Annotated in this window: 18 protein-coding genes; 10 read left to right on the forward strand and 8 right to left on the reverse strand. The window is 66.5% G+C overall.

All coding sequences use genetic code 11. From position 1 onward, the window contains the following. Window positions 1-12 precede the first annotated feature (12 nt). From BLR29_RS04025 to BLR29_RS04045, 5 genes are all read right to left on the reverse strand, one after another. Entirely contained in the window at window positions 13-609 is a 597-nt protein-coding gene (locus BLR29_RS04025; RefSeq protein ID WP_092134761.1) for an NUDIX domain-containing protein, read from the reverse strand. Between the two features lie 98 nt (window positions 610-707). After that, a complete protein-coding gene (locus BLR29_RS04030; RefSeq protein WP_092134763.1) occupies window positions 708-1,739 on the reverse strand; it encodes a threonine aldolase family protein in 1,032 nt (343 codons plus the stop codon). 59 nt (window positions 1,740-1,798) lie between these two features. Continuing rightward, window positions 1,799-1,987: a 4-oxalocrotonate tautomerase gene (locus BLR29_RS04035; RefSeq protein WP_092134765.1), complete on the reverse strand. Its 189-nt coding sequence runs from the start codon at window positions 1,985-1,987 to the stop codon at window positions 1,799-1,801. Between the two features lie 50 nt (window positions 1,988-2,037). After that, window positions 2,038-2,811 (reverse strand): class II aldolase/adducin family protein, encoded by a 774-nt coding sequence (locus BLR29_RS04040; RefSeq protein ID WP_092134766.1) that lies wholly within the window; start codon window positions 2,809-2,811, stop codon window positions 2,038-2,040. Window positions 2,812-2,901: 90 nt separating this feature from the next. Next, the gene (locus BLR29_RS04045) at window positions 2,902-4,143 is read right to left on the reverse strand and encodes a YbfB/YjiJ family MFS transporter (protein WP_255371080.1); all 1,242 of its coding nucleotides are present in this window, start codon (window positions 4,141-4,143) and stop codon (window positions 2,902-2,904) included. 132 nt (window positions 4,144-4,275) lie between these two features. On the opposite strand from BLR29_RS04045, the gene BLR29_RS04050 reads away from it, so the two are divergent. The 3 genes from BLR29_RS04050 (at window position 4,276) to BLR29_RS04060 (ending at window position 7,495) form a co-directional block, all read left to right on the forward strand. Beyond that, on the forward strand, window positions 4,276-5,160 hold the full coding sequence (locus BLR29_RS04050; RefSeq protein ID WP_092134768.1) for a LysR family transcriptional regulator: 885 nt from the start codon (window positions 4,276-4,278) through the stop codon (window positions 5,158-5,160). A gap of 99 nt (window positions 5,161-5,259) precedes the next feature. Next, a complete protein-coding gene (locus BLR29_RS04055) occupies window positions 5,260-6,729 on the forward strand; it encodes an NfeD family protein (protein ID WP_369804551.1) in 1,470 nt (489 codons plus the stop codon). Between the two features lies 1 nt (window position 6,730). After that, complete coding sequence (locus tag BLR29_RS04060; protein WP_092134769.1) at window positions 6,731-7,495, forward strand: slipin family protein; 765 nt, start codon at window positions 6,731-6,733, stop codon at window positions 7,493-7,495. 111 nt (window positions 7,496-7,606) lie between these two features. On the opposite strand, the gene alaS is transcribed toward BLR29_RS04060, so the two are convergent. Beyond that, window positions 7,607-10,231, reverse strand: a complete 2,625-nt coding sequence (alaS, locus tag BLR29_RS04065; RefSeq protein WP_092134771.1) for an alanine--tRNA ligase — start codon at window positions 10,229-10,231, stop codon at window positions 7,607-7,609. Between the two features lie 353 nt (window positions 10,232-10,584). On the opposite strand from alaS, the gene BLR29_RS04070 reads away from it, so the two are divergent. From BLR29_RS04070 to BLR29_RS04080, 3 genes are all read left to right on the forward strand, one after another. Further along, a complete protein-coding gene (locus BLR29_RS04070; RefSeq protein WP_092134773.1) occupies window positions 10,585-11,805 on the forward strand; it encodes a CaiB/BaiF CoA transferase family protein in 1,221 nt (406 codons plus the stop codon). A 250-nt stretch (window positions 11,806-12,055) separates the two neighbouring features. Beyond that, complete coding sequence (locus tag BLR29_RS04075; RefSeq protein WP_092134774.1) at window positions 12,056-12,511, forward strand: DUF2214 family protein; 456 nt, start codon at window positions 12,056-12,058, stop codon at window positions 12,509-12,511. Window positions 12,512-12,588: 77 nt separating this feature from the next. Further along, on the forward strand, window positions 12,589-13,611 hold the full coding sequence (locus tag BLR29_RS04080; RefSeq protein ID WP_092134776.1) for a Bug family tripartite tricarboxylate transporter substrate binding protein: 1,023 nt from the start codon (window positions 12,589-12,591) through the stop codon (window positions 13,609-13,611). A 69-nt stretch (window positions 13,612-13,680) separates the two neighbouring features. Here the strand turns inward: BLR29_RS04080 and BLR29_RS04085 are convergent, their stop codons facing one another. Further along, window positions 13,681-15,471 carry a potassium/proton antiporter gene (locus BLR29_RS04085; RefSeq protein WP_092134777.1) on the reverse strand — a complete coding sequence of 597 codons (1,791 nt, stop codon included), beginning with the start codon at window positions 15,469-15,471 and terminating at the stop codon, window positions 13,681-13,683. Between the two features lie 345 nt (window positions 15,472-15,816). Here BLR29_RS04085 and BLR29_RS04090 point away from each other — a divergent pair, with 345 nt between their 5' ends. Further along, window positions 15,817-16,278 (forward strand): tripartite tricarboxylate transporter TctB family protein, encoded by a 462-nt coding sequence (locus BLR29_RS04090; protein ID WP_092134779.1) that lies wholly within the window; start codon window positions 15,817-15,819, stop codon window positions 16,276-16,278. A 12-nt stretch (window positions 16,279-16,290) separates the two neighbouring features. Beyond that, window positions 16,291-17,793, forward strand: coding sequence for a tripartite tricarboxylate transporter permease (locus BLR29_RS04095; protein ID WP_092134780.1), 1,503 nt, complete (start codon window positions 16,291-16,293; stop codon window positions 17,791-17,793). Between the two features lie 180 nt (window positions 17,794-17,973). Here the strand turns inward: BLR29_RS04095 and BLR29_RS04100 are convergent, their stop codons facing one another. Further along, on the reverse strand, window positions 17,974-18,858 hold the full coding sequence (locus BLR29_RS04100; RefSeq protein ID WP_092134782.1) for a LysR substrate-binding domain-containing protein: 885 nt from the start codon (window positions 18,856-18,858) through the stop codon (window positions 17,974-17,976). Between the two features lie 179 nt (window positions 18,859-19,037). Here BLR29_RS04100 and BLR29_RS04105 point away from each other — a divergent pair, with 179 nt between their 5' ends. Together BLR29_RS04105 and ggt are read left to right on the forward strand one after the other, a co-directional pair. Further along, window positions 19,038-20,015 (forward strand): Bug family tripartite tricarboxylate transporter substrate binding protein, encoded by a 978-nt coding sequence (locus BLR29_RS04105; RefSeq protein WP_092134783.1) that lies wholly within the window; start codon window positions 19,038-19,040, stop codon window positions 20,013-20,015. A 127-nt stretch (window positions 20,016-20,142) separates the two neighbouring features. Then, on the forward strand, window positions 20,143-21,768 hold the full coding sequence (gene ggt / locus BLR29_RS04110) for a gamma-glutamyltransferase (protein WP_092134785.1): 1,626 nt from the start codon (window positions 20,143-20,145) through the stop codon (window positions 21,766-21,768). Window positions 21,769-21,972: the final 204 nt, after the last annotated feature.

Consider the following 21,972-nt stretch of genomic DNA (forward strand, 5'->3'; position numbering starts at 1 on the left):
CCTCTCATCCCACTATTTTTGGTCGATGCCGTATTGTAACGAAGCCCCGACCTGGCTGAAGTCCGTCGGCCGGCGTGGATCGGGAATGTCTTCCCCCGTCGCCCGGTCGAAAAACTGCACCGGCAGGCCGCGCCGCTCCAGGAAGTCGGCCACGGCAAACCCGGTGCCGGCGTTCCAGATCCGCATCTTCTCCGGCGCCACCAGCTTGTATTCCGCCAGTTCCTCCGACAGTTCGATCCGCCCCGTCGCCTTGACGTGATAGGCGATGATCAGCTCGTTCTTGCGCATGAATTCGTAGACGCCGATCAGCGACGCGGAAACGGTGTCGAGGTTGGTCTCCTCTTTCAGCTCGCGCGCCACGCCCAGTTCCGGCGTCTCGTCGCGCTCCATGAAACCCGTCACCAGCGCGAACATCTTCTCCGGCCAGGCCGCGTTGCGGGCCAGCAGGATCTTGTCCTCATACTCCACCACGGCCGCCAGCACGGGCAGCGGGTTGTTCCAGTGCACAAAGCCACAGCCATCCTGCACGCAGGCATGCCGCCAGCGCCCTGACATCGGCAAATGCTCCAGCGGCGAGCCGCACCGGGGGCAGAATCGGTAGGGTTCCATCGAGGGCTCCTGGGCGTCTGTCGCGCCCGTTCAGGTTCGATATTCAAGGTCGATCGTCTGGCGCGATCGTTCCTCCGATCGCCCGTTCGATCGCTACGTCAGCGGGTACAGGCGGCGCGGATGTCCGCGGCAAACGCCTCCACCGTCTGTGGCTGCAGGTCCCACGAACACATCAGGCGGCAACCGCCCGCGCCGATGAACGTGTAGAACAACCAGCCTTTCGCGCGCAACGCTTCAATCGCCGGCAGCGGCAGTTCGGCGAAGACCGCATTCGACTCCGTCGGGAACATGATCCGCACGCCGGGGATATCGACGATGCGCTGATGCAGCAGCTGCGCCATCGCGTTGGCATGGCGCGCATTGGCCAGCCACACGTCGTTTTCCAGCATGCCCAGCCAGGGTGCCGAAATGAAGCGCATCTTCGACGCCAGCTGGCCGGCCTGCTTCACGCGGTACGCAAAGTCTTCCGCCAGGCGCCGGTCGAAGAACACCACGGCCTCCCCCACCGGCAAGCCGTTCTTGGTCCCGCCGAAGCACAGCACATCCACGCCGGCGCGCCACGTGATCTCGGACGGATGCACGCCCAGCGATGCCACCGCATTGGCAAAGCGCGCGCCATCCATATGCACGCGCAATTGCCGGCGCTTGGCGATGGCGGCAATCGCCCGCACCTCTTCCACGGTGTAGACCGTGCCAACTTCCGTCGTCTGGGTCAGCGACACCACGCGGGGCTTCGGGTAGTGGATGTCGGTGCGGCGCGTGACCAGCGCCTCCACGGCATCGGGCGTCAGCTTGCCGTTCTCGCCGGGAGCCGTCAGCAGCTTGGAGCCGTTCGAGAAGAACTCCGGACCGCCGCATTCGTCGGTCTCGATGTGGGCCAGTTCGTGGCAGATCACCGAGTGATACGACTGGCACAGCGACGACAGCGCCAGCGAATTGGCCGCCGTGCCGTTGAAAACGAAGAAGACCTCGCAATCGGTCTGGAACAGGTCGCGAATGCGATCGCAGACCTTTTGCGTCCAGGTGTCGTCGCCGTAGGCCTTTTCGTGGCCGCTCGCGTTGGCTTCCAGGAAATACTTGAGCGATTCCGGGCAGAAGCCGGCGTAGTTGTCAGAGGCGAAATGCTGCATGGCGGGAGGCGGCGAAGAACGTGGATGGCAGGCCAGCGTGGTGAACTGGCGCGGATGGCTTACTTCTTGTCGATCCAGAGTTCGCCGCCGGTGGACCAGTTCTCGCGCTTGATATCGGTAATGATGATGTCCACGGCCGACGCGGAACATCCAAGCGTCTCACAGGTGACGCGGGTCACTTCCTCGACCAGCTTGCGCTTCTGCTCGACCGTGCGGCCTTCGAACATCTCGACGTGAAACGTGGGCATTTCTCGTGACTCCTTTGGTTTTGCGGGTGCTCTGTCAGAAAACCGGGTATTCAGTCCCGGCAAGAGGGATCGATTCTATCGAGTTTGCGCAACAGCGAGGGCCATTCCATCTCGCCCTCCACGGCGCCGTTGTCGTAGAGCTGCAGCGACGTCTTGTCCACCACGGCCGCCAGCGGCTGCACGGTGGCGCTGCCGAGCTGTGCGCCAAGCTGGATCTCGCACGCCTTGATGAGGGTTGCCATCAGCACGTAGGCTTCCGCCACGGTGCGCCCCACGGTCAGCGTGCCGTGGTTGCGCAACAGCATCGCGGGATGGCCGCCGAGCGACGCGGTGAGCCGCGCCCCCTCGGCCGGCGTGAACGCCAGGCCCTCGTAGTCGTGATAGCCGATGCGGCCGTGAAAGCGCATCGCGTGCTGCGACAGCGGCAGCAGCCCCTCCGCCTGCGCGGACACCGCGATACCCGCCGTGTTGTGCAGGTGCATGACGCAATGGGCGTCGGCGCGTGCGGCATGCACGGCGGCGTGCAGCGCGAATCCGGTGACATTGACGGGATGGACGGTCTCGCCGACCACCTCGCCGCGGCCGTTGATCTTGACGAGATCGGACGCGCAGATCTCATCGAAGGCAAACCCGAACGGGTTGATCAGGAAGTGGTCCGGCTCGCCGGGGACGGTGGCCGAGATGTGGGTGTAGATCAGGTCATCCCAGCGTTCCAGCGCGGCCAGCCGATAGGCGGCGGCCAGGTCGGCGCGCACGCGCGCTTCCTCGGCGCTGACGGGAAGAGCCGGGCCCGCGGCACGCCCGGGCTGCAAGGCAAAAGACATGGGGACGCATTCTCCGCACGCCGCCCTGCAGCGCCGGTGCGGATGCACCCCGGTCGAGTGAGCGGCGAAGCCAATACTGTAGCGCAGTCCTCAGCGCGAGGTGGCCGCCCGAACCGGCATCGCCCGCCACATCCACAGGTAGATCAGGGCCCCGACCAGCAACGCCGCGGCCGCCACGACAAGCGATGCCGCAAACCCGCCGGTGCGCGCCACCAGCGCCGTCGCCAGCGGCGGCCCGGCAATCTGGCCGAGGGCGTAGGCGGCGGTCATCAGGCCGATCAGCTTTGGCGCGCAGGCGCCCCAGAGCCGGCGCGCCTCGCGCATCGCAAACGACACCAGCGCCGTGAACGGCAGCCCCACCAGCAGGCTGCTCAGGGCGAATCCGGCGACCGTCGGCCAGACCGCGGCCACGCCCACGCCGATGGCCTGCACCGTGTACAGGATCATCATCATGCGCCGGTTGTCGTGATGCATGCCGACGCGCGTGGCCAGCCAGGCGCCGACCGCCACGCCGGCACCGAGGATCGGCCAGAACAGGTCCGCCCAGACCGTGCCGGGCATCGCCTGCCGCGCAATCACTGGCAGGAAGGTGGCGGTGATGATGTAGCCAAAGCCCGCCAGCCCGTACGCCAGGGTCAGCGCCCAGGTTTCCAGGTTGAGCTCGGGTGTGACGACCGACGTGGCCCGCGTGGCTGCCACCGGCTGGCCGGATGGCGCATGCGCGGCGGGGGCCGGCGATCCGAACACGCGCCAGACCGCCGCCAGCATCACGGCGCCGAGTACCGTAAAGGCAATCCAGCCGCAGTTGGCCAGCCAGTGCTCGCCCACCATGCCGAAAACCGACACGCCCGTGACCACGATGCCAATGCCCGGTCCGCAGAACATGATCCCGCCCAGCGTCGGATGACCGAGTTCGGCGAGCCGCTGCATGCACCACGCGGTGGCGTAGACCATCACCACCGCGCTGGCAGCACCGGCAATCGTGCGCCACGTCAGCCAGGCCGGCATGCCGCCGGGCAGCGCCATGGCCAGCGTCAGGACGACCGTCAGCACCAGCGACCCGCGCACGATCCGCACGGGATCGGGGCGGATGAACAGGCACAGCAGCGCGCCCAGCAGGTAGCCGATGTAGTTCATCGTGGCCAGCGCGCCGCCCTCGGCCAGCGTCACGGAGCCGTCGTGCAGCATCATCGGCAACAACGGCGTAAAGGCAAACCGGCCGATGCCCATGGCCAGTGCCAGCGAGACGAAGCCGGCCATGGCCACGGCCCACGGGCCGGCGGTTGGCCGGGCAACGCGCCCGGCGGAGAGATCGATATTCACGAGAGACATGGAGGAACCTGCACCTTGCAAAGAGGCGCCTTGGCTGAACGGTTGAGTTTCCCCTATGCTATGCCGCAAATCCCATCACGGATAATGAATTATCGAGATGCCTTTCATCTCGATTTGAGAAAGGAGACTGCCATGGACCTGGCGGCGCTGGAGATCTTCCGCACTGTCGTGGAGGCTGGCGGCATCACACGCGCCGCCGCACGGCTGCATCGCGTGCAATCCAACGTGACCACCCGGATACGCCAGCTCGAGCAATCGCTGGGGGTGGACCTGTTCGTGCGGGACGGCAAGCGCATGGTGCTGACGCCGGCCGGCCAGACGCTGTTCGACTATGCGCGCCGGATCCTGCAATTGTCCGACGAGGCGCGGCACGCCGTGCAGCCGGCCCGCCCGCACGGCCGACTGCGGATTGCGTCGATGGAGAGCACCGCCGCCAGCCGGCTGCCCACCGTGTTGGCGGCCTACCATCAGGCGTGGCCCGAGGTGGAACTGGAACTCGTGACATTGACCACGCGCCAGTCGCTGGATGCCCTGCAGCGCTTCGAGGTGGACTGCGCATTCGTGGCCGAGCCGCTCGGCAATCCGGACCTGGTCAGCCGCCCGGGCTTCGAGGAGGAACTGGTGATCATCGCCAGCGCCCAGCATCCGCCGATCCGCACGCCCGAGGACATCGAACGCCCCACCCTGCTCGCCTTCGACTCCGGCTGCAACTACCGCACGCGCTTCGAACACTGGTACAGCCAGTACAGCAATGCGGCGCGGCGCGTGATCCAGCTTGGCTCGTACCACGCCATCGTGACCTGCGCGGCGGCGGGCATCGGCGTGGCGATCGTGCCGCGCTCCGTGCTGGCGCTCTACCGTAATCTGCCGCAGATCAGCATCCATCCACTTGGGGAAGCGGGCCGCGTGACGACGGTGCTGGCATGGCATCCCGCCATGACCAGCGCGGCGCTGACCGCACTTGCCGACATGCTGCCGAACATCGTAGCCACGGATATCACGCGCGAAGCGGCCTGACGCGGGCCGCCGGCGCACGCAGCACAGCGTGCAATATGTGGCCGGTCGCCTACACTGAAAGTGGCGTCACCACGGCATATCCCGTGGCGACGTCCTGCCATGACACTCGCCCTTGCGTTGATACGGTCGTTGGCCCGCCGGCTGGCTGCGCCCTGGCCCGCCTGCCTTCTGATGATCCTGGCGATGGCGGGGCCGCTCGTGGCGCTGGCGCAAACCGTGACCCCGTCGGCCGGGAATTCCGCTGCAACGTCCGCCACCGCGCCCGCCACACCTCCCGTCTATGTCATTCCGGTCAAGGGTGCGATCGGCCCCGCCAGCGCCAGCTTTGCCGTGCGCGGCATGGCGCTGGCCCAGAAGCAAGGCGCGCAACTGATCGTGCTGGAAATGGACACGCCGGGCGGGCTCGACGTGTCCATGCGCGACATCATCCAGGCCATCCTCGCGTCGCCGGTGCCGGTGGCCACTTACGTATTCCCGGGTGGCGCGCGGGCGGCCAGCGCCGGCACCTACATCCTCTACGCCAGCCACATCGCCGCCATGGCGCCCGGCACCAACCTGGGCGCGGCCAGTCCCGTGCAGATTGGCGTTGGCGGGCCCAAGCCCGAAGCCGCCCCGGCCCCCGCTTCCGCCCCGGCCAGCGCGCCGCCGGAGGACACCATGGCGCGCAAGCAGATGCACGACGCCTCCGCGTATATCCGCGGCCTGGCGCAACTGCGCCACCGCAATGCCGAATGGGGCGAGCGGGCTGTGCGCGAGGCGGTGAGCCTGTCGGCCGAAGAGGCCGTGACCCAGCGCGTGGCGGACCTCGTGGCGGCGGACCTGCCGACGCTGCTGCGGCAAGTGGACGGCAAACGCGTGGAAGCCGCAGGCGCCGCGCGCGTGCTGCGCACCGCGAACGCCCCCGTGGTGACCCTGGAACCCGACTGGCGCAGCCGGTTCCTGGCCGTCATCACCGAGCCCAGCGTCGCGCTGATCCTGATGATGATCGGCATCTACGGGCTGATCTTCGAATTCTCCACGCCGGGCATGGTCGTGCCGGGCATCGCGGGGGCGATCTGCCTGTTGCTGGGCCTGTTCGCGCTGCAGATGCTGCCCGTCAACTACGCGGGGCTGGCGCTGATCGCGCTGGGTGTCGGCTGCATGGTGGCGGAGATATTCCTGCCGACCTTCGGCGCGCTCGGCGTGGGCGGAATCATCGCGTTTGCCTTCGGCGCCGTGATGCTCATCGATACCGATGTGCCCGGCTTTGGCGTGCCGTTGTCGCTGATCGGCGCGCTGTCGGGTATCTCCGCCATCTTCCTCTTCGGCATGTCCGCGCTGCTGCTGCGCTCGCGGCGGCGGCCGGTCGTCAGTGGCGCGGATACCCTGCTCGGCACCGTGGGCATCGTGATCGACGACACGCAGGCCGACGGCTGGGCCATGGTGCGGGGCGAGCAATGGCGCATCCACAGCACCGTGCCGCTGGCGCGCGGCCAGCAGGTGCGCGTGACGGCGCGGCGTGGGCTGGTGCTGGACGTGATGGCCAGCGACGCCGGCTTTGCAACTTCCCCCCACAACAAGGGAGCCTGACATGGCATTCGGATTCAGTTTCGGTGGCCTGATCTTCCTGCTCGTCCTGCTGGTCGTGGCCGCGTTCCGCGTGCTGCGCGAATATGAGCGCGGCGTCGTCTTCATGCTCGGCCGGTTCTGGCGTGTCAAGGGGCCCGGGCTGGTGCTGCTCATTCCCGCAGTCCAGCAGATGGTGCGCGTGGATCTGCGGACCGTCGTGTTCGATGTGCCGCCGCAGGACGTGATCTCGCATGACAACGTGTCGGTCAAGGTCAACGCGGTGGTGTACTTCCGCGTGGTGGACCCGGAGCGCGCGATCATCCAGGTGGCGAATTTCATGGAGGCGACCAGCCAGCTTGCGCAGACCACGCTGCGTTCCGTGCTGGGCAAGCATGAACTCGATGAAATGCTCGCCGAGCGCGAGAAGCTGAACCTCGACATCCAGAAGGTGCTGGACGCGCAGACCGATGCGTGGGGCATCAAGGTGTCGAACGTCGAGATCAAGCATGTGGACCTGAACGAATCGATGATCCGGGCGATCGCGCGCCAGGCGGAGGCGGAACGCGAACGCCGCGCCAAGATCATTCACGCGGAGGGCGAGTTGCAGGCTTCCGTGAAGCTGCTGGAGGCCGCGCAAATGCTCGCGCAGCAACCGCAGGCAATGCAACTGCGCTACTTGCAGACGCTGACGCAGATCGCCGGGGACAAGAGCTCGACGATCGTGTTTCCGTTGCCGATGGACCTGCTGAGCGGGCTGGCGGCCGTCGTCGGAAAGCGCGAGGTTTGATGCAGGAACGAAGGATGTAAGAACAAGGGATGCAGAGGGAAGAGATGCAGAAACAAGGGACACAAAAACAAGGGGCGCCGAAGCGCCCCTTGTCATGCGTGGATCAAGGCATCAGACCTTGGTCGCCACCCATTCGCTGACGCCGGCCAGCGCCTTCGGCAGATTGGCCGGCTCGGTGCCGCCCGCCTGCGCCATGTCCGGACGGCCGCCACCCTTGCCGCCCACCTGCTGGGCCACGAAGTTGACGAGATCGCCAGCCTTTACCTTCGACGTCGCGTCGGCGGTCACGCCAGCAATCAGGCTGACCTTGCCGTCGGCCACGGCGCCCAGTACGATGGCCGCGCTCTGGAGCTTGTCCTTGAGCTTGTCCATCGTCTCGCGCAGCGTCTTCACGTCGGCGCCGTCGAGCTGGGCCGCCAGCACCTTGAGGCCCTTGACGTCCACCGCCTGCGCGGCCAGCTCATCGCCTTGCGACGACGCCAGCTTGCTCTTGAGCTTCTCCAGTTCCTTCTCCAGCGCGCGGACCTGGTCCTGCACCTGGCCGATACGCGGCACCAGTTCCGAAGGCTGGGCGCGCAGCGCGGCGGCGGCTTCGTTCAGGCGCGCGTCCAGCGCCTGCAGGTAGTGCAGCGCGTTGTCGCCGGTGATGGCTTCCACGCGGCGGATGCCGGCGGCCACGCCCGCTTCCACCACGATCTTGAACAGGCCGATATCGCCGGTGCGCGACACGTGCGTGCCGCCACACAGCTCCTTCGACGTCCCGATCGACAGCACGCGCACATCGTCGGCGTACTTCTCGCCGAACAGCGCCATCGCGCCGCCCTTCACCGCGTCATCGAACGGCATGACCTCGGCACGGGTGGCCTCGTTGCGCAGGATCTCGGCGTTGACGATCTCTTCCACCTGGCGGATTTGCTCGTCCGTCAGCGCCGCGTTGTGCGAGAAGTCGAAACGCGTCTTGTCGGCATCGACCAGCGAACCCTTCTGCTGCACGTGCGTGCCCAGCACCTCGCGCAGGGCCTTGTGCATCAGGTGGGTCGCCGAGTGGTTGCGCACGGTGCGCGCACGGCGGTTGGCATCCACCTGCGCGGCAAGCGTGTCGCCGACCTTCAGCGGACCGTTCGTCAGCGTGCCCTGATGGCCGAAGACTTCGTTCTGGATCTTGGTCGTGTCGGTCACGCTGAACACCGCCGGACCCGACACCAGCGTGCCCTGGTCGCCCACCTGGCCACCGGACTCCGCATAGAACGGCGTGTTGTCCAGCACGACGACGCCGGTCTGGCCCGGCTGCATCGTATCGACGGCGGCGCCATCCACGTACAGGGCCGTCACGCGCGCGCGCTCGACGCCCAGCGAATCGTAGCCGTGGAACACGGTCTTGTCGCCCGTGTACTCGAGGCCGGCCGCCATCTTGAACTTGCCGGCCGCGCGGGCCTGCTCGCGCTGGCGGGTCATCGCGGCGTCAAACGCGGTCTCGTCGACCGTGATTTCCTGCTCGCGCGCCACGTCCTGCGTCAGGTCCAGCGGGAAGCCGAACGTGTCGTGGAGCTTGAACGCCAGTTCGCCGTCCAGCACCTTGCCACCGCGCGTCTTCAGCTCGGCCACGGCGCCGTCGAGGATCGACATGCCGTTCTCGATGGTCTCGAAGAAGCGCTCTTCCTCGGCCTTCAGCACTTCCACCACGCGCGTCTGCGCTTCGGCCAGTTCCGGATAGGCCTGGCCCATCTGCGCCACGAGGTCCGGCACCATCTTGTGGAAGAACGGCGTCTTCTGGCCCAGCTTGTAGCCGTGGCGGATGGCGCGGCGCACGATCCGGCGCAGCACATAGCCGCGCCCTTCGTTGCCGGGAATCACGCCGTCGACGATCAGGAACGAGCAGGCGCGGATGTGGTCGGCGATGACCTTCAGCGAATTCTGGTTCAGGTTGTCGATGTGGGTCTCGCGGCCAGCAGCCTTGATGAGTGCCTGGAACAGGTCGATCTCATAGTTGCTGTGCACGTGCTGCAGCACCGCGGCAATACGCTCCAGGCCCATGCCGGTGTCCACGCACGGCTTGGGCAGCGGCGTCATGTTGCCCTGCTCGTCGCGGTTGAACTGCATGAACACCAGGTTCCAGATCTCGATGTAGCGGTCGCCGTCTTCCTCGGGCGATCCCGGGGGGCCGCCCCACACTTCCGGGCCGTGGTCGTAGAAGATTTCCGAGCACGGGCCGCACGGGCCGGTGTCGGCCATCTGCCAGAAGTTGTCCGACGCGTAGCGCGCGCCCTTGTTGTCGCCGATGCGCACGATGCGCTCGGCCGGCACGCCCACTTCCTTGGCCCAGATGTCATAGGCCTCGTCGTCTTCGGCGTAGACCGTGACCCACAGCTTCTCGGCGGGAAGCTGGTAGACCTTGGTCAGCAGTTCCCAAGCGTACTGGATGGCTTCGCGCTTGAAGTAATCGCCAAACGAGAAATTGCCGAGCATCTCGAAGAACGTGTGGTGACGAGCCGTATAGCCCACATTCTCGAGGTCGTTGTGCTTGCCGCCGGCGCGGACCGAGCGCTGGGACGACGTGGCGCGCGTGTAGGGACGCTTGTCGGTGCCCAGGAACACGTCCTTGAACTGCACCATGCCCGAATTGGTGAACAGCAGCGTCGGGTCGTTCGCCGGCACCAGGCTGGACGAGCGGACCACGGAATGGCCCTTCGACTCGAAGTACTGCAGGAACTTGCTGCGAATGTCGGAGACTTTCATGTTGTATCGGGCGCCTCCCGCGTCGTGGCAGGGCGCAGTCAGTCAGGTTGGATTTGCAAACCGTTGATTATACGGGCAAGCCCCGCCCCGGGGCAGTCTCGCGGGCGGCCCGTGTCCGCCCGGCAGCCGCCGGACAGCCGGCCGGTGGCGGGACGGGGGCCGGGCGGGAGCCGGGTGAGCGACGAGTCGTCGTCAATTGGCCGGCTATCGCCCACGGATGCCCCACCGGGGTGCGTCGGCCGCCCTGCCGGGTGGTAGAGTGCAGGCTGTCCGCCCGGGCTCCGCCACGGCCTTTCGCGCCGCGCCGCCGCCCCGCCCCACTCACCCCACCTCCACGCCTCGCCGTCTCTGCCATGGGAGCCTTGAGCCATCTCCGCGTCCTCGACCTGACCCGCGTCCTCGCCGGGCCATGGTGCGCCCAGAACCTTGCCGACTTCGGCGCCGATGTCATCAAGATCGAGCGCCCCGGTGCCGGCGACGACACCCGCACCTGGGGCCCGCCGTGGCTCAAGGCCGAAGACGGCCGCGACACGGCCGAAGCCGCCTACTACCTGGCCGCCAACCGCAACAAGCGCTCCGTGACCTGCGACATCAGCACGCCGGAAGGCCAGCAGCTGGTGCGCGAACTGGCCGCCAAAAGCGACGTGGTGCTGGAAAACTACAAGGTCGGGCAACTCAGCAAGTATGGGCTGGATTACGAGTCACTGAAAGCCGTCAAGCCGGACATCATCTATTGCTCGGTCACCGGTTTCGGCCAGACCGGCCCGTATGCCCAGCGCCCCGGCTATGACTTCATCATCCAGGGCATGGGCGGATTCATGAGCCTGACCGGCGAGCGCGACGACCTGCCCGGCGGCGGCCCGCAGAAAGCCGGCGTGGCGATTTCCGACCTGATGACCGGCCAGTACGCGACCATCGCGGTGCTGGCCGCCCTCGCCCACCGCGACCGCACCGGCGAGGGCCAGTACATCGACATGGCGCTGCTGGACGTGCAGGTGGCCATGCTGGCCAACATGAACACCAACTACCTGGCCAGCGGCGTGGCGCCGCGGCGCTGGGGCAATGCCCACCCGAACATCGTTCCCTACCAGACCTTCCATGCCGCCGACGGCTGGATCATCGTGGCGGTGGGCAACGACGGGCAATTCCGCAAGTTCGTGACGGCCGGCGGCCGGCCGGAACTGGCCGACGACCCGCGCTTCGCCACCAATCCGCAGCGCGTGGCCAACCGTGACGAGCTGGTGCCGATCCTGGCCGACATGGTGCTGCCGCGCACGCGCCAGCAATGGATCCTGGACCTCGAGAAAGCAGGCGTGCCCTGCGGCCCGATCAACTCGCTCGACGAAGTCTTCGAGAACGAGCAGGTCCTGGCGCGCGGCCTGCGCGTCGATCTGCCGCACCCCACCGCCGGCGAGGTAAAGCTGGTCGGCAGCCCGATGCGGATGAGCGTCACGCCGCCCGAGGCGCTGCGCCATCCACCGTTGCTGGGCGAGCACACCGATGTGGTGCTCGGCGAGACACTCGGCTACAGTGCCGAACACATCGCCGCCTTGCGCGCCAAGGGCGTGCTCTAAGAGGTCGCTTCAGGAAGATCCTGGCGTCGCTGCACGGCCTGGCCAGGACCGCTTCGCTTCATTTTTGAAGCAACCTCTGAACCGGCACAGACCGGCGCAGGCAGGGTCCGGGGCCTTCCCCGGACCGGGCGAGACAACCAGAAGTCCAAAGTCGTCCCCCGCAGTTCCCATTGAAAGCGAAGTTTGCAAGCCAATCGCCGCGGTCTGAAAGCGCGCGCCAGCGCAGCCGCGACTCGCCCAAGGAGAATTCATGCTGACCGATGCCCTGCTGGCGTTCTTCCATTTCCTCGCGATTTTCGTGCTGGTCACGCTGCTGGCCGCCGAAGCCGTCGTGCTGCGGCCTGAAATGACGCCGGCCACCGTGCGGCGGCTCTCGCTGTACGACCTGTTCTATTTCCTGTCGGCGATGGTCGTGCTGGCCACCGGCCTGCTGCGGCTGTTCTATGGCGCCAAGGGTGCGGATTTCTACCTGCACAACCCGTGGTTCCACGCCAAGGTCACGATTTTCGTGCTGATCGCCCTGAGCTCGCTGCCGCCGACGTTCGCCATCGCGCGCTGGCGCAAGCAGGCGCGCAAGCTGCCCGACTTCGTGCCGACGCCCGCCGAGATCAAGAAGGCCCGCCGCTGGGTCATGATCGAAGCCCACGTATTTATCCTGCTGCCGCTCTGCGCCGTGATGATGGCGCGCGGCATCGGCATCCACTGAACTGCCCGGCCAGCGCCGGGGCGCCACGTACGTCCCGGCCACCCGCTTTCCCAATCGCTCCGTCGTTCCGATCCCATATGCTGAAGACTCTCTTCACGGCCACGAAGATGGCCGCCACCGTGGCCACGCTGGTGGCCGCCACCCTGCCGATGACCACGCCCGCGCATGCCGCCGGCAACTGGCCGACCAAGCCGATCAAGTTCGTGGTGCCCTACCCGGCCGGCGGACCGCTGGACACCGTGGCGCGCGCCATCGGCGAAAAGCTGCGCGACAGCCTGGGGCAGCCCGTGGTGGTGGAAAACAAGCCCGGCGCGGGTGGCAACCTGGGCGCGGACTACGTGGCCAAGCAACCGGCGGATGGCTACACGATCGTAATGGGCGCGGTGGCCACGCATGCCATCAACCCGACGCTGTTCAGCAAGATGCCGTATGACCCGGTCAAGGACTTCGCGCCCGTGACGCTGGTCGCCGACGTGCCCAACGTGCTGGTGATGCATCCGGGCAAGGCCGCCGAGCTGCACATCAACAACGTGCGCGACCTGGTGGAATACGCGCGCAAGCATCCCGGAAAGCTCGACTACGCATCCGGCGGCAATGGCAGCGCCGGCCACCTGTCGGGCGAGCTGTTCAAGAGCATGGCCCATGTCAGCATGGTCCACATTCCGTATAACGGCGCATCGCCCGCGCAGTTGTCGGTGCTGTCCGGCCAGACTGACCTGATCTTCGACAACCTGGCCTCGGCGTCGGCCAACATCAAGGCTGGCAAGCTCAAGGCGTTTGCCGTGACCACGGCCAGCCGCGCCGCCACGTTCCCGGATCTGCCGACCATCGCGGAAGCCGGCAAGGGCCTGGGGCTGGAGGGGTTCGACATCTCCACGTGGTTTGGGGTGCTGGCCCCGGCCGGAACGCCGCGTGACATCGTCGACCGCCTCAACCACGACATCGTGGCGATCCTGAAGACCGACGACATGCGCGCCCGTCTGGCCCGCATCGGCGCGCAGCCGGCCCCGACCACGCCTGAACAGTTCGCGGCGCTGATCCAGAAGGAACTGAAGAAGTACGGACAGGTGGTAAAAGTGTCCGGCGCGAAGGTCGATTGAGGGCCGATTGAGGGTCGATTGAAGGTCGACTGAGCGCCGACCGCGGGTCAACTGATAGTCGACTGACCGCTACGCGTGATCCGTGGCGCCCGGCGATTTTCGCCGCAGGCGCCACAACCTGTCCTTGGCCGTGTCGGCCGCTGCCGGCCCGCGCGGCAGCAACAATCCCACCTGCACGATCCGGGGCCCGTCCATGCGGGTCACCGTCAGCCGCAATCCGGCAATCTCCACGGCATCGCCCTCCACCGGCGGCGACGGAAACGCCGCCAGCATGGCGTTTTCCAGCGTCAGCGCATGCTCGGCCGGTGTCAGCGCGCGGGTGCCATAGAGTGCGGCCACGTCGCGCAGGAAGGCGTCGCCGGAGAGCAGGAAGTCGTGCGATGCCTGATCCCATGCGGGTGGCCGGGCCGCGGTCAGGAACAGGCGCGACAGCAGCGGCACCGTGCTGCCCGGCGCCACCACCGACACCGCGTCGCCGGCGCGCAGGATGACCTGATCGAGCGACACCAGCACGCCGTCGCGCGCCACCGTCATCAGTCGGCTGCGTGGCGGCAGCTCCAGCTGATCGGCACGCAAATTCTCCACCGACGAATTGGCCGCCACCAGGAACTGCATCAGCTCCAGCGACGGCGCGCGCGTGCCTTGCAGCCGTTCGCGCGACAGCGGTTCCGTGTAGGCCGGGCGCAGCACGCGCGCCAGACGCGCCGCCAGCGCCACAGTCGTCCCCTGGCACAGCAGGCTGGCCAGCACCACCGCAAAGGCGATGCGGAACAACAGGCCGGAATCCTCCATGCCCTGCAGCAGCGGGAAGAGGGACAGCACGATCGGCACGGCCCCGCGCAAGCCCATCCAGGCCAGGAAGCCCTTCTCCCCCGCGCTGAAGCGGAAAGGCAGCAGCGACACCCAGACCGCCAGCGGCCGCGCCACGCACATCAGGAACAGTGCCACGGCCGCGGCCGGCAGGGCCACTTCCCAGATCCGGTGTGGCGTGACCAGCAGCCCCAGCAGCAGGAACATGGCCGACTGGGCCAGCCAGGCCATGCCGTCCATTGCGCGCATGGTGTCGGCGGTGACCGCGCGCTCGCGGTTGCCGATGATCATGCCAGCCAGGTACACGGCCAGGAACCCGCTGCCGCCGACGCTCTGGACGATCGCAAAGACCATCGCGCCACCCGAGCAGACCAGGATCGCCTGCAACCCCTCGCCCACGTTGACGCGCTCAAGCACATTCGCGAGGCAATAGCCGAGGCCGACGCCCAACGCGCCCCCCACGCCAAACTGCACCACCAGCCGCCATGCCAGCGCGCCCGCGGACAGCGACTGCGGCGCGGTGATCCATTCGATCAGCGTAAGCGTCAGGAAAATGGCCATCGGATCGTTGATGCCGGATTCGATCTCCAGCACGCTGGCCACGCGCTCCTTGAGCCGGATGCCGCTGCTGTTGAGCAGCGAGAACACCGCCGCCGCGTCGGTCGACCCGACGATCGCGCCCAGCAGCAACCCGAGCTTCCAGTCGATCTTCAGGACCCAGGTGGCAAAAGCGCCGACCAGGCCCGCCGTGATCACCACGCCGAGCGTGGCCAGTGCCAGCGAGGGCCGCAGGGCCACGCGGAACGTGGCAAAGCGCGTGCGCAACCCACCGTCGAGCAGGATGATCGCCAGCGCGATATTGCCCACCAGGAAGCTGAGCCAGGTATTGGAAAAACGGATGCCCCCCGGGCCGTCCACGCCGGCCAGCATGCCGACGCCCAGGAAGACCAGCAGGAACGGCACGCCGAAACGCGCCGAGAACGCCCCTACGACGATACCGAGCGTCATCACCACGGCGCCGATCAGGATGGCATGGTCAATACTTTCCAAATGACTCCTTTCGATTCCTTTCAGCGCGCCCGCGTCCACTTGTGCGGTTGATGATAGCGCACGCGTTTTTCGCCCCGTCCGTCCGCCCCTTGTCTACCCCTTTGTTTTCCTTTTTTCGTTGCAACGTCAACGACTTACTGCGTCCTTTCAGACGTCTCCCTAGGGACATACCCTGAAGTTGCCCCTGATTGCAGACATATGAAAGGTAGCTGAAAGGATGCGCTTTTAACTTCCACCCTGCCCGTGGCGGGGTCGGGGGAGATTGCCCCTTCCTGCCTTGCATGAAGCCGGACGATCCGGCTCCGCCGCGACGATTTCAAGCAGTCAATATCGAGGAGAATCATTTTGCGCATACGTAGCCAAAAGGACTTTGCCTCCGGCCTGTTGTTCATCCTGGTCGGATTCGGCTTTTCCTTCGTCGCCCGTGGCTATTCCATGGGAACAGCCGCCAAGATGGGACCGGGGTACTTCCCGTTCTGGCTCGGCGTCGTGCTCGCCCTGCTGGGCGCGCTGGTACTGTGGGGCTCGCTGTCTTCCAAGATGGAAGAAGACCAGCTGGCCCGCTGGGACATCAAGACGCTGCTTTGGATCCTTGGCGCCGTAGTGCTGTTCGGCCTGCTGCTCAAGCCGCTGGGCATGGTGCTGTCGGTGCTGGTGCTGGTGCTCGTCTCCTCGATGGCCAGTCATGAATTCAGCTGGAAGGGTACCGTCCTGAACGCGATCATCCTCGTGGTGATCAGCCTGGGCGCATTCGTGTACGGCATCAACCTGCAGATGCCGGTGTGGCCGGCTTTCCTGGCAAGCTAAGGAGCCGCCAACATGGAACTACTCTCCAACCTCGGACTGGGCTTTGCTACCGCCCTGTCCTTCCAGAACCTCGCGTACGCCTTCCTGGGCTGCGTGCTGGGCACCCTGATTGGCGTGCTGCCGGGCCTGGGGCCTCTGGCCACCATCGCCATGCTGCTGCCGGTGACCTACACGCTGCCGCCGGTGGCCGCGCTGATCATGCTGGCCGGTATTTACTACGGCGCCCAGTACGGTGGTTCCACGACCGCCATCCTGGTGAACCTGCCTGGTGAATCGTCGTCGGTGGTGACCACCATCGACGGTTACCAGATGGCGCGACGTGGCCGCGCCGGCGTGGCGCTGGCCACTGCCGGTCTGGGCTCGTTCTTCGCCGGCTGCGTGGCCACGCTGATCCTGGCCGCCTTTGCCGCACCGCTGTCGGAACTGGCGTTCAAGTTCGGCCCCGCCGAGTACTTCTCGCTGATGGTGCTGGGCCTGATCGGCGCCGTGGTGCTGGCCTCGGGTTCGCTGGTCAAGGCAATCGCCATGATCGTGCTGGGTCTGCTGCTGGGCCTGGTCGGTACCGACGTGAACTCGGGCGCGGCGCGCTTCTCGTTCGACGTACCCGAACTGACCGACGGCCTGAACTTCGTTTCGGTGGCCATGGGCGTGTTCGGCTTCGCGGAAATCATCGCGAACCTCGAACAGAAGGATGCCCGCGAGACCTTTACCGACCACATCACCAACCTGTTCCCGACCAAGGCTGACTTCAAGCGCATGATCCCGGCCGTGCTGCGTGGCACGGCGCTGGGTTCCGCACTGGGCATCCTGCCGGGCGGCGGTGCGGCACTGGCTTCGTTTGCAGCCTACTCGCTGGAAAAGAAGACGTCGAAGTATGCGCATGAATTCGGCAAGGGCGCGATCGAAGGCGTGGCAGGTCCGGAATCGGCCAACAACGCCGCGGCACAGACCTCGTTCATCCCGCTGCTGACGCTCGGTATTCCGCCTAACGCCGTGATGGCGCTGATGGTGGGCGCGATGACCATCCACAACATCCAGCCCGGCCCGCAGGTGATGACCAGCAACCCGGCGCTGTTCTGGGGCCTGATCGCCTCGATGTGGATCGGCAACCTCATGCTGATCATCCTGAACCTGCCGATGATCGGCATCTGGGTGAAGCTGCTGAACGTGCCGTACCGCTACCTGTACCCCGCCATCCTCACGTTCTGCGGCATCGGCGTGTACTCGGTCAACAACAACACCTTCGACGTGTTCAAGACCGCAGCCTTCGGCGTGATCGGCTACCTGTTCATCAAGCTCAAGTGCGAACCGGCACCGCTGCTGCTCGGCTTCGTGCTGGGACCGATGATGGAAGAGAACTTCCGCCGCTCGCTGCTGCTGTCGCGTGGTGACTTCAGCGTGTTCGTGACGCGTCCGCTGTCGCTGGGCCTGCTGATCGCCGCGGCGGTCCTGGTGGCGATCGTGGCGATGCCGGCGATCAAGTCCAAGCGTGAAGAAGCGTTCCAGGAAGAATAAGCAGTAGCCAGGCCGGGGTTACCGGCCACACAACGCAAACTCAGGGCGCCGCAAGGCGCCCTTTTTTTATTCCGCCTCCGTAGAGGTCGTTTCAAAAAGATCCTGGCGTCGTTGCACGGCCTGGCCGTACCACTTGTACTGTCTGCGGCCGCACGCCTACCCCGGCCGCCTACGCCGGCGCTAGCCGCCAAACAGGCCGGCGCATGCAGCGCGGATCGCCTCCGTCACGTGTCCCCGGCCGTGATCGCGCCGCTCCAGCATGCCGATCGTACGCACCACCGGGTCCCCAGCGGCCTGCAGCGGCAGGATCCGGAGCGCATCGTCGTCGCGCCAGCGCGCGCGCTTGAGCAAAGGCACCACGGTCACGCCCACTTCCTGCCGCACCAGCTCGACCAGCGCCTCGATCGAATTGAGTTCGAGGAACTCATTGGTCCGCAGGTGCGCACGGCGTAGCGCGCGCTCCACGAGCGCGCCGGTGCGCTGGCCGCGGTCGAAGCGCAGGAACGGATTGGCCGCCAGCGCCTGGCGTGCCGTCTCGCCCGGACTGCCGCGCGCGGCGATGGCGACCAGCGGCTCCTGGTAGAGCGGCGTCCAGCGCAGCGCGCCGGCCGGCCGGGCCGATCCCTCCACCAGGAACGCCGCATCGAGCTCCCCGCTCTCCACCTGCGCGGCCAGGTCGATCGACTTGGCACCCACCAGACGCACGTCCAGCGCAGGGTAGGCGCGTTTCATCCGTGCCACCACGTGGGACAGCCCCCCCATCACCGACACCACCGCGCCCACGGCCACCGCCCCGGCCATGGCCTCGGACGCCGCCAGCGGCAATCGCATCTCGTCGTAGAGTGCCAGCAGCTGGCGCGCCCGTGGCAGCAGCTCCCGCCCGTCCGCGTTGAGCACGGCCACGCGGCCGCTGCGGTCGAACAGTTCGCGCCGCAACTCCTGCTCCAGCGAGCGCATCTGCAGGCTGACGGCGGCCTGGGTCAGCGCTACCTGGCCGGCCGCGGCGGCAAAGGACCCCTGCTCGGCGACGGCCACGAGAGTACGAAGGAAACGGATAGTGCTCATGTCAGGCTCGATTGTGGTGCATCCACTCACAAGGTTTTCTTGTGAATCGCAAAAGGAATATTAGCTTTCATTGTGATCGGCCGCGCGGAATAATGATGGTCGAGCCTTGATTTGGCTCGGTTTTTCCTGCCAAGCATTGCCCCCGCCTGACTGTTTGACCTTCCGTACCGGAGCGAAGAATGAAAACCTGGCTACGCCATATCGGCATCGGCCTTGCCACGAGCCTGACCCTGGTTGCCGCACCGTCGCACGCCGACACCTTCCCCAGCAAGCCGATCCGCCTGATCGTGCCCTTCCCCGCCAGTGGCGCGACGGATCTGCTGGCGCGAGCCATCGCCCAGAAAGTGGGCGCCAACCTGGGCCAGCAGATCGTGGTGGACAACCGGCCCGGCGCGGGCGGCGCGATTGGTTCCGACATGGCCGCCAAGGCTCCGGCTGACGGCTACACGCTGTTGATCGCCACCACCAGCACGCACTCCATCGGCCCGTACATCAACACGCACCTGCCGTACAACACCGAGACCGATTTCACCCCGATCGGTCAGGTGGCCACGGCAACCAACGTGCTGGTCGTGCCGAACTCCCTGCCGGTCAAGAACGTCAAGGAACTGATCGACTACGCCAAGAAGCATCCGGGCGAGCTGAACTACGCTTCCAGCGGCAACGGCACGGTGGTCCACCTGACGGCCGAGGCCTTCAAGGCCCAGGCCGGCGTGTTCATCACCCATATCCCGTACCGCGGCACGGCGCTGGCGGTGCCCGACCTGATCTCGAACAAGGTGCAGGTGTTGTTCGACAGCATCGTGTCCGGCATGCCACATGTGAAGGACGGCAAGCTCAAGGCCCTGGCCGTGACCAGCCTCAAGCGTTCCCCGCTGGCACCGGACCTGCCGACGGCCAGCGAATCCGGCCTGCCCGGCTTCGAATCCGATACGTGGTTCGGCATCTACGGCCCGAAGGGATTGCCGGCTGACGTCGTCAGTCGCCTGAACGCCGAGTTCAACAAGGCGATCCAGTCGCAGGACGTGAAGGACCGCCTGGCCAAGCTGGGCGCCGAGCCCGTCGGCGGCACGCCGGCGCAGTTCGCGACGATGGTGAAGAAGGACAGCGCCCGATGGGGCAAGCTGATCAAGGACCGGAAGATCCAGGTCGACTGATCGGCATCGGGCCGGCGCGAGACGCCGGCCTTATCCTTCCACATTCCTTCCTGACATCGCGGTGCGTGATGCCGCGCAGGATATTTTGTCCCGAGGCCTCCCGAGGCCCGCATTTACGAGACAGACCATGCAGAACTTCAACTGGACCAACCCCTATCCCACCGTGCGCATTCCGCTGTTCGCGCGCAACGTGGTGTCGACGTCGCACCCGCTGGCCGCACAGGCCGGCCTGCGCATGCTGCTCAAGGGCGGCAATGCCGTCGACGCGGCCATCGCCGCCGCGGCTGCGATCACGCTGGTTGAGCCCGTGTCGTGCGGCCTGGGCAGCGATGCCTTCGCGATCCTCTGGGACGGCAAGGAACTGCATGGCCTGAACTCCTCCGGCGTGGCCCCGGCCGCCTGGAATACCGACTACTTCAAGAAGAAGTACGGCGTGGATGCCAACGGCAACGCCAACCGCCCGATCCGCGGCTGGGACTCGGTCACCGTGCCGGGCGTGATCGCCGGCTGGGCCGCACTGCACGAGCGCTTCGGCAAGCTGCCGTTCGAAGACCTGATGGAGCCGGCAATCGAGATCGCCGAGCGCGGCTACGCCGTGCCGCCGGTGGTCGCGCACAAGTGGGCCGCCGCCGTGCCGGACCTGAAGAACCAGCCGGGCTTTGCCGACACCTTCATGCCCAACGGCCGCGCGCCGCAGGTGGGCGAGAAGTTCGTCCTCAAGGCCGCCGCCGACACGCTGCGCAAGATCGGCGCCTCCAAGGGCCGTGCCTATTACGAAGGCGAGATCGCCGAGCGGATCGCCGCCTTCAGCAAGGAGTGCGGTGCCGCGCTGACGCTGGACGACCTGCGCAACTATCGTCCCGACTGGGTCAAGCCGATCAGCAAGTCCTACCGCGACCATGACGTGCACGAGATTCCGCCGAACGGCCAGGGCATTGCCGCGCTGATGGCACTGGGCATCCTCGACCAGTTCGACGTGGGTTCGCTGCCGGTCGACTCCGTGGATTCCCAGCATCTGCAGATCGAGGCCATGAAGCTCGCCTTCGCCGACCTGTACCGCTATGTGGCCGACCCGCGCAGCATGGAGGTCACGCCCGAGCAGATGCTGGACGATGCCTACCTGAAGTCCCGCGCGAAGCTGATCGACATGAAGCGCGCCACCCACTTCAACTTCGGCATGCCGAAGGTCGGCGGCACGATCTACCTGACCGCCGCCGACGAGAACGGCATGATGATCTCGTTCATCCAGTCGAACTACATGGGCTTTGGCTCGGGCGTGGTAGTGCCGGGCACCGGCATCAGCCTGCAAAACCGTGGCGTGGGATTCTCGATGGATCCGAAGTCCGCCAACGTGGTGGAAGGCGGCAAGCGTCCTTTCCACACCATCATCCCGGCCTTCCTGACGAAGGACGGCCAGCCCGTGATGAGCTTTGGCGTGATGGGCGGCGACATGCAGCCGCAGGGCCACCTGCAGACCGTGGTGCGCATGCTGGACTACAAGCAGCAGCCGCAGGCCGCCTGCTGCGCACCGCGCTGGAAGGTGAACCGCGACTTCACGCTGGACGTGGAAGGCACGATGGACCCGGCCACGGTGGCGGGCCTGAAGGCGCGTGGCCATCAACTCAAGTCCGTGGACGATCCCTACATGGACTTCGGCTCCGGCCAGTTCATCTGGCGCCTGTCCGATGACGCCGAGCAAGGCTACGTGGCCGCCAGCGACAGCCGTCGCGACGGTCAGGCCGTGGGCTTCTGACACGGGACTGGCGGGTGATTTCGTAGTACCGCAGCACCGAAGCTGTACTGAAGTCTTTGTCCTGCAAGGCGCCCGGGGGTCCATCCCCCGGGCGCTTTTTTCATGGGCGCGTGAAGCAGGCATCGGGGATGGTGGATACGGGGCCGGGGATACGGGGCGGGGATACGGGGCTGGGGATATGGGGCGGTGACTTTGGGTGGGGAG

The organism is Cupriavidus sp. YR651, from assembly GCF_900101625.1.
GTDB lineage: Bacteria > Pseudomonadota > Gammaproteobacteria > Burkholderiales > Burkholderiaceae > Cupriavidus.